Annotated in this window: 7 protein-coding genes; 5 read left to right on the top strand and 2 right to left on the bottom strand. The window is 59.4% G+C overall.

The window, feature by feature from the left end; all coding sequences use genetic code 11:
- Positions 1–31: 31 nt before the first annotated feature.
- Positions 32–448, bottom strand: coding sequence for a hypothetical protein (locus tag FGA82_RS01880; RefSeq protein WP_141125845.1), 417 nt, complete (start codon positions 446–448; stop codon positions 32–34).
- A gap of 83 nt (positions 449–531) precedes the next feature.
- On the opposite strand from FGA82_RS01880, the gene FGA82_RS01875 reads away from it, so the two are divergent.
- The 3 genes from FGA82_RS01875 to FGA82_RS01865 all read left to right on the top strand — a co-directional run bounded on the left by FGA82_RS01875 (position 532) and on the right by FGA82_RS01865 (position 3204).
- Entirely contained in the window at positions 532–882 is a 351-nt protein-coding gene (locus tag FGA82_RS01875) for a MerR family transcriptional regulator (protein WP_141125844.1), read from the top strand.
- Positions 883–907: 25 nt separating this feature from the next.
- Positions 908–1591, top strand: coding sequence for an SDR family oxidoreductase (locus tag FGA82_RS01870; protein WP_141125843.1), 684 nt, complete (start codon positions 908–910; stop codon positions 1589–1591).
- 254 nt (positions 1592–1845) lie between these two features.
- Entirely contained in the window at positions 1846–3204 is a 1359-nt protein-coding gene (locus FGA82_RS01865) for an 8-oxoguanine deaminase (protein ID WP_141125842.1), read from the top strand.
- 127 nt (positions 3205–3331) lie between these two features.
- Here FGA82_RS01865 and FGA82_RS01860 read toward each other — a convergent pair whose 3' ends face one another.
- The gene (locus FGA82_RS01860; protein WP_141125841.1) at positions 3332–4423 is read right to left on the bottom strand and encodes a calcium:proton antiporter; all 1092 of its coding nucleotides are present in this window, start codon (positions 4421–4423) and stop codon (positions 3332–3334) included.
- 273 nt (positions 4424–4696) lie between these two features.
- Between FGA82_RS01860 and FGA82_RS01855 the strand changes: the two genes are divergently transcribed.
- Positions 4697–5770, top strand: coding sequence for a BMP family ABC transporter substrate-binding protein (locus FGA82_RS01855; protein WP_141125840.1), 1074 nt, complete (start codon positions 4697–4699; stop codon positions 5768–5770).
- Between the two features lie 136 nt (positions 5771–5906).
- Positions 5907–6872, top strand: a complete 966-nt coding sequence (locus tag FGA82_RS01850) for a 2-oxoglutarate and iron-dependent oxygenase domain-containing protein (RefSeq protein ID WP_141125839.1) — start codon at positions 5907–5909, stop codon at positions 6870–6872.
- Positions 6873–6938: the final 66 nt, after the last annotated feature.

The raw sequence follows: 6938 nt of genomic DNA, 5'->3' as shown, positions 1-6938 counted from the left end.
GGTAACCATTTCATTAGTTGACCGAGTTCACTCAGATCCCCTGTGGGAGCGAGCTTGCTCGCGAAGGCGTCCGCACAGGCAACACTTGAGCAATGCCCCACGCCAGTTCGAAAACCAGAAAAACCAGCAATATCGAACTGGCGCCGTGCAACAAGGCGTACGCCTGCCAAGCCGCAAACAGAAACCTGGCCACCGCGTCATACCGTCCATAGAGCGCCTGCGGATCGCGAATCCGCAGCACCGCCCAAACACACACCACCGAACCCAGCAGATTCGCCATCAACATATGCACAGACTGAAACGCTGGCAGTTCGCCGGGTAAATTCAGTGCGGTCAAAAAACCATGCAAAACGGCAAAACTCCACGGCGTGGCAAACGCCGCCGTGACGATCAAGTCATACCAGGCGCTGCCGCGCACCACATTGCGATACTGCGTTGAAGTCCACATATTCCTTGCTCCAGAAATTCAGGGAGCATCCACGGTAAAGCCTGGAGTATGCTCCAGGGTCAATACCTCTTTTGAGAACCAGCATGCGCATCGGTGAATTAGCCCAGGCCAGCGCCGTCAGCCGTGACACCCTGCGTTTCTACGAGCAACGCGGGTTGATTGCGGCGCAGCGCAGTGCCAACGGTTATCGCGACTATCCGCCGGAGATGGTGCAACTGGTGCTCTATATCAAGACTGCGCAGCGCCTGGGATTTACCCTCGGCGAGATCGGCGATAGCGTTGCCGCATTGTGGAACGCTCCCGATCCGGACAACGCCGTGGCGCAGTTGCTGCGCGACAAGCTGCAATTGATCGAAACCCGCATGGGCGAACTCGGCGCGCTGCGTCAGGAACTGCAACTTCGCCTCGGTCAGGCCTGTCCATTGAATCCATGATCCTCATTCATCAAGGAAGCCCCTCATGTCTGCAAAAAACGCACTGATCATCGGCGCCTCCCGTGGCCTTGGCCTCGGTCTGGTGAAAACCCTGCTCGCCGACGGCTGGCAAGTCACCGCCACCGTGCGCAATCCTGCCAATGCTCAAGCGCTGCAAGCGCTGGGCAACGTGCGGATCGAGAAGCTCGACATGGACGATCAGCAAGCGGTGATCGCATTGAGTCAGCAACTCAAGGGCGAAACCTTTGATCTGCTGTTCGTCAACGCCGGGGTCAAAGGCCCGGCCGATCAGACCCCGGGCGGCGCGACACTGGCTGAAGTCGGTCAGCTGTTTTTCACCAACGCGGTGGCGCCGATCAATCTGGCCCAGCGTTTTGCCGGGCAGATTCGTGACGGCAGTGGTGTGCTGGCGTTCATGAGTTCCGGACTGGGCAGCGTGACCGTGCCGGACGCGCCGGAACTGGCGCTGTACAAGGCGAGCAAGGCTGCGCTGAATTCGATGACCAACAGTTTTGTCACGCAACTGGGTGAGCAGAAGATGACAGTGTTGTCGCTGCATCCGGGTTGGGTGAAGACCGATATGGGCGGCGAAGGGGCTGACCTCGACGTGGAAACCAGCACCCGTGGGCTGGTCGATCAGGTGAATGCGTACACCGGCAAGGGTGGGCATCACTTCATCAATTACAAAGGCGAAACCATTCCCTGGTAAGCATACAAATCCTTGTAGGAGCTGCCGAAGGCTGCGATCTTTTGATGTTGTTTTTAGGATCAAAAGATCGCAGCCTTCGGCAGCTCCTACAGGGGTTGTGTATTTTGGTTGTGTGGTGAATGGTCGGGTTGGGCTTGCCCGATGCGGCGTTTTATTTGAAACTGCGCACCTCGTCCCCCGCGGCGACCCTGGATCAGCAGACAGGGCATCACTGAGCTGGCAACCCTGAACCCATTTTCAGAGGAGCCGGCAACATGCCCGCGACCCGTACCTGGTTAAAAAATCCCCTCGCCATTTTCACCTCTAACGAGCTCGATGCCCGTGGCGGTCTTGTCGTGCAAGACGGTGTCATCGTCGAAGTCCTCGCAGCCGGCCAACAGCCGTCGGCGCCGTGCAATGAAGTGTTCGATGCCCGCGAGCATGTGATCCTGCCGGGCTTGATCAACACTCACCATCACTTCTATCAAACCCTCACCCGCGCTTGGGCGCCGGTGGTCAATCAGCCGTTGTTCCCGTGGCTGAAAACCCTGTACCCGGTGTGGGCGCGTCTGACACCTGAGAAACTCGCCCTCGCCACCAAAGTCGCTTTGGCCGAGCTGCTGCTGTCGGGCTGCACCACCGCGGCCGACCACCACTACCTGTTCCCGGACGGTCTGGAAAACGCCATCGACGTACAGGTCGAAAGCGTCCGTGAACTTGGTATGCGCGCCATGCTCACTCGCGGTTCGATGAGCCTCGGTGAGAAGGACGGCGGCCTGCCACCGCAGCAGACCGTGCAGGAAGGCCAGGTGATTCTCGACGACAGTCAGCGCCTGATTCACGAGTACCACGAACGTGGCGATGGCGCGCAGATCCAGATCGCGCTGGCGCCCTGCTCACCTTTTTCGGTGACCCCGGAAATCATGTCGGCCAGCGCTCAACTGGCGAACAAGCTCGACGTGCGCCTGCACACGCACCTGGCGGAAACCCTCGATGAAGAAGATTTCTGCCTGCAGCGTTTCGGCCTGCGCACTGTCGATTATCTCGACAGCGTCGGCTGGCTCGGCCCACGTACCTGGCTGGCCCACGGCATCCATTTCAATCCGGACGAAATCGCTCGCCTGGGTCAAGCTGGCACCGGCATTTGCCATTGCCCGAGTTCGAACATGCGTCTGGCTTCCGGCATTTGCCCGAGTATCGATCTGACTGACGCCGGTGCGCTGTTTGGTCTGGGCGTCGATGGTTCGGCGTCCAACGATGCCTCGAACATGATTCTCGAAGCGCGTCAGGCGTTGTACATCCAGCGTCTGCGTTACGGCGCCGAGAAGATCACCCCGGAACGCGTGCTGGGTTGGGCGACCAAGGGTTCGGCGAGCTTGTTGGGCCGTACCGATATTGGTGAGATTGCCGTGGGCAAGCAGGCGGATCTGGCGTTGTTCAAGCTTGATGAGCTGCGCTTCTCCGGCAGCCATGATCCGATTTCGGCGCTGTTGTTGTGCGGCGCCGATCGTGCGGATCGGGTGATGATTGGTGGCAAGTGGCGTGTGGTTGATGGGCAGGTTGAAGGGCTTGATCTGAAAGGCCTGATTGCCGATCACAGCCAGGCGGCGCGCCAGCTGATCGCCGGTACCTGATCCCCCTCCCCATCTGATCATTCCCACGCTCTGCGTGGGAATGCATCTCGGGACGCTCCGCGTCCCAGCAGCGGACGCAGAGCGTCCATGGCGGCGTTCCCAAGCGGAGCGTGGGAACGATCAATCATCAGAGGCCTAGCAGGGACAGCATGATGAAGGTCGCGAACAGCACGAAGTGCGTCATGCCTTCGATGGCGTTGGTTTCGCCGTCATTGAGGTTGATCGCGCTGACGATCAACGTCAGGAAAATCATCACCGTCTGCACTGGTGTCATCGCCATCTGAAACGGCTGGCCGGTATACAGCGCCATCGCTTCCATAACTGGCACCGTCAAGATCACCGTCGACAGTGACGCGCCCATCGCAATGTTCACCACCGACTGCATGCGGTTGGCCAACGCTGCGCGCAACGCGGTCAAAATCTCCGGTGCTGCTGAAATGGCCGCCACCAGAATCGCCGTGATCACCGGCGGCGCGCCCGTGCCTTCCAGACCCAGATCGAGGGTCTTCGACATCACTTCGGCCAGTGCGCCGATCACCACAATGCCAAACACCAGAATGCCGATCGACAGGCCAATACTCGGTGCTTTCACCTGCGCGTCCTGCGGTTCTTTCTTGCGGCGTTTGTCCGGGTAGCTGTAACTGAAAAAATAACTGTGCGGGCCGACTTGCATGCGCAGAAACAGCGCGTAAAGCACCACCATTGCACCGATGGTGAACGCCGAATAAATCTTCCAGTTGGCCTCGGGAATAAACTCCGGCACCACCATCGACACGCCCATGGCGGTGAGGATCATCACGCTGTAGCTGCGCGCGGAATCGTCGTTGTAGGACTGTTCGCCGTGCTTGATCCCGCCCATCAGCGCAGCGAGACCGAGGATGCCGTTGATGTCGAGCATCACCGCCGAATAGATCGTGTCACGCACTAACGTGGGCGACGCTTCGTTGCTCATCATGATTGCCAGAATCACCACTTCGACCAGCACGGCCGCGAGTGTGAGGATCATCGTGCCGTAAGGGTCACCGACCTTTTCCGCGAGCAATTCGGCGTGATGGGCGACGCGCATCGAGGCGGCGACGATGAAAGCGATCAGCACCAGACCGGCAGTCAGCGCGACGGTCTGGCCGCTGTGCAGCATCCAGTGTTCCAACGGATAGGCGACGCACGCGGCGATGACGGCCAGTAGCAGAAAGCTTTCTTGCTTGAGGATGGTGAGCATGGCGGGCCTTTTGCCGAAGAGTGCGAATGAGCTACTGACTGCGGGGCGACGCTAACGTTTCGTTACACCTTAGCGCACCAACCGATAGCGTGAATCCGCTGACTTGCACTGCGTTGGTTCTGGCGCTGAAAAGATCGCAGCCTTCGGCAGCTCCTACAGGTTGCGCATTCTCATGTAGGAGCTGCCGAAGGCTGCGATCTTTTTGTTTGTTGTCCTGTTGGTCAGCAATTTGCATTGACCCTGACCACACACAACAAAATGGAGTTCGAATTCATGCAAATACGTCCGCTGCACAAACTGCTGTGCGCCGCCCTCGGTCTGGGGATCAGTCTGAGCGCCAGCGCTGCCGATCCGCTGAAGGTCGGTTTCGTCTACATCGGCCCGATCGGTGACCACGGCTGGACGTATCAGCATGAACAGGGGCGCAAGGCACTCGCCGAGAAGTTCGGCAATCAGATCACCACCAACTACGTCGAGAACGTCGCTGAAGGCGCCGACGCCGAGCGGGTGATCCGCAACATGGCCAAGGACAACTACGACCTGATCTTCACCACCTCTTTCGGCTACATGAACCCGACGCTGAAAGTCGCCAAGCAATTTCCCAAGGTGACCTTCGAACACGCCACCGGCTACAAACAGGACAAGAACCTCGGCACCTATCTGGCGCGCACCTACGAAGGTCGCTACGTCGGCGGTTTCCTCGCGGCGAAGATGACCAAGACCAAGAAAATCGGCTACGTCGCCTCGTTCCCGATCCCCGAGGTGATCCGCGACATCAACTCGATTCAGTTGGCCTTGAACAAATACAACCCGGGCACCGAGATCAAAGTGGTGTGGGTCAACTCCTGGTTCGACCCGGGCAAAGAAGCGGATGCGGCCAACGCGTTGATCGATCAGGGCGTCGACGTGGTGTTCCAGCACACCGACAGCCCGGCGCCGATTCAGGCCGCCGAACGTCGTGGCGTGTACGCGGTGGGTTATGCCTCGGACATGGCGCACTTCGGGCCGAAAGCCGTGCTGACGTCGATCGTCAACGACTGGGCACCGCACTATATTCAGGCGACGCAGAGCGTGATCGATCACACCTGGAAATCCCAGGACTACTGGGGCGGGTTGAAGGAAGGCACGGTTGAACTGCCGATCAGCGATCTGGTGCCGGCACCGGTGAAAGCCGAGGCCGAGCAGATCATTGCTGACATCAAGAGCGGCACGTTCCAGCCGTTCACCGGGCCGATCAAGGATCAGGCCGGGGTCGAGAAAATCCCGGCGGGCGTGAGCGCGACGAATGCGGAACTGGCGTCGATGAACTATTACGTGGAAGGCATGAAGGCTGAGATGCCGAAGTAACCCACTTGACCCCGATCGTTCCCACGCTGCCGCTCGGGACGCTCTGCGTCCCTGCCAAAAGCGGACGCAGAGCGTCCATTGAGGCATTCCCACGCGGAGCGTGGGAACGATCTCCCGTACTTTTCAAGGATTGTGTATGGATCAGCTTCCGATCATCGATATCAGCCCGCTCTACTCCGACGACGAAAACGCCTGGCCTGCGGTCGCCGGGCAGATTGACCAAGCCTGCCGCGAATGGGGCTTTTTCTACATCAAGGGTCATCCGATTTCAGCGCAACGCATCACAGCCGTGCTTGATCAGACTCAGCGTTTTTTTGCTCTGCCCACAGCGGAAAAACTCAAGATCGACATCACCCAGACCCGCCACCATCGCGGCTACGGCGCCATCGCCACTGAGCAACTCGACCCGAGCAAACCCAGCGACCTCAAAGAAACCTTCGACATGGGTCTGCACCTGCCGGCCAGCCATCCCGACGTGCTCGCGGAAAAACCTCTACGCGGGCCGAACCGTCATCCAGCGCAAGCGGGATGGGCAGACTTGATGGAGCAGCACTACCTCGACATGCAAGCCCTCGCGCAAACCCTGCTGCGCGCTATGACCCTCGCCCTCGACATCGAGCGCGACTTCTTCGACAGCCGCTTCGTTGATCCGGTCAGCGTGCTGCGCATGATCCATTACCCCCCGCGCCACACCGCCAGCTCCGCCGAGCAGCAAGGCGCCGGCGCGCACACCGATTACGGCTGCATCACCCTGCTCTATCAGGACAGCGCCGGCGGCCTGCAGGTGAAAAATGTCAAAGGCGAATGGATCGACGCGCCACCGATCGACGGCACTTTCGTGGTCAACCTCGGCGACATGATGGCGCGCTGGAGCAATGATCGTTATCGCTCGACCCCGCACCGGGTAATCAGCCCGCTGGGCGTGGATCGCTATTCGATGCCGTTCTTCGCCGAGCCGCACCCGGACACGCGCATCGAATGCCTGCCCGGTTGTCAGGACGCACAGCATCCAGCCAAATATTCGACGACCACTTGTGCCGAATTCCTGCTGTCGCGCTTCGCCGATACCTACGCTTATCGCCGTGAGCAAGAAGCTGTGTGATGGATCGCTTGGTCAGGTTTTGCCAATTGTTTCGGCGAGCATCTGTAGAATGCCGTCATTGCACCT

It is taken from the genome of Pseudomonas fluorescens (assembly GCF_005938625.1).
Taxonomy (GTDB): Bacteria; Pseudomonadota; Gammaproteobacteria; order Pseudomonadales; family Pseudomonadaceae; genus Aquipseudomonas; species Aquipseudomonas fluorescens_BD.
The sequence above is the reverse complement of the archived record's forward strand: the minus strand, read 5'-3'. Positions and strand labels throughout refer to the sequence as shown.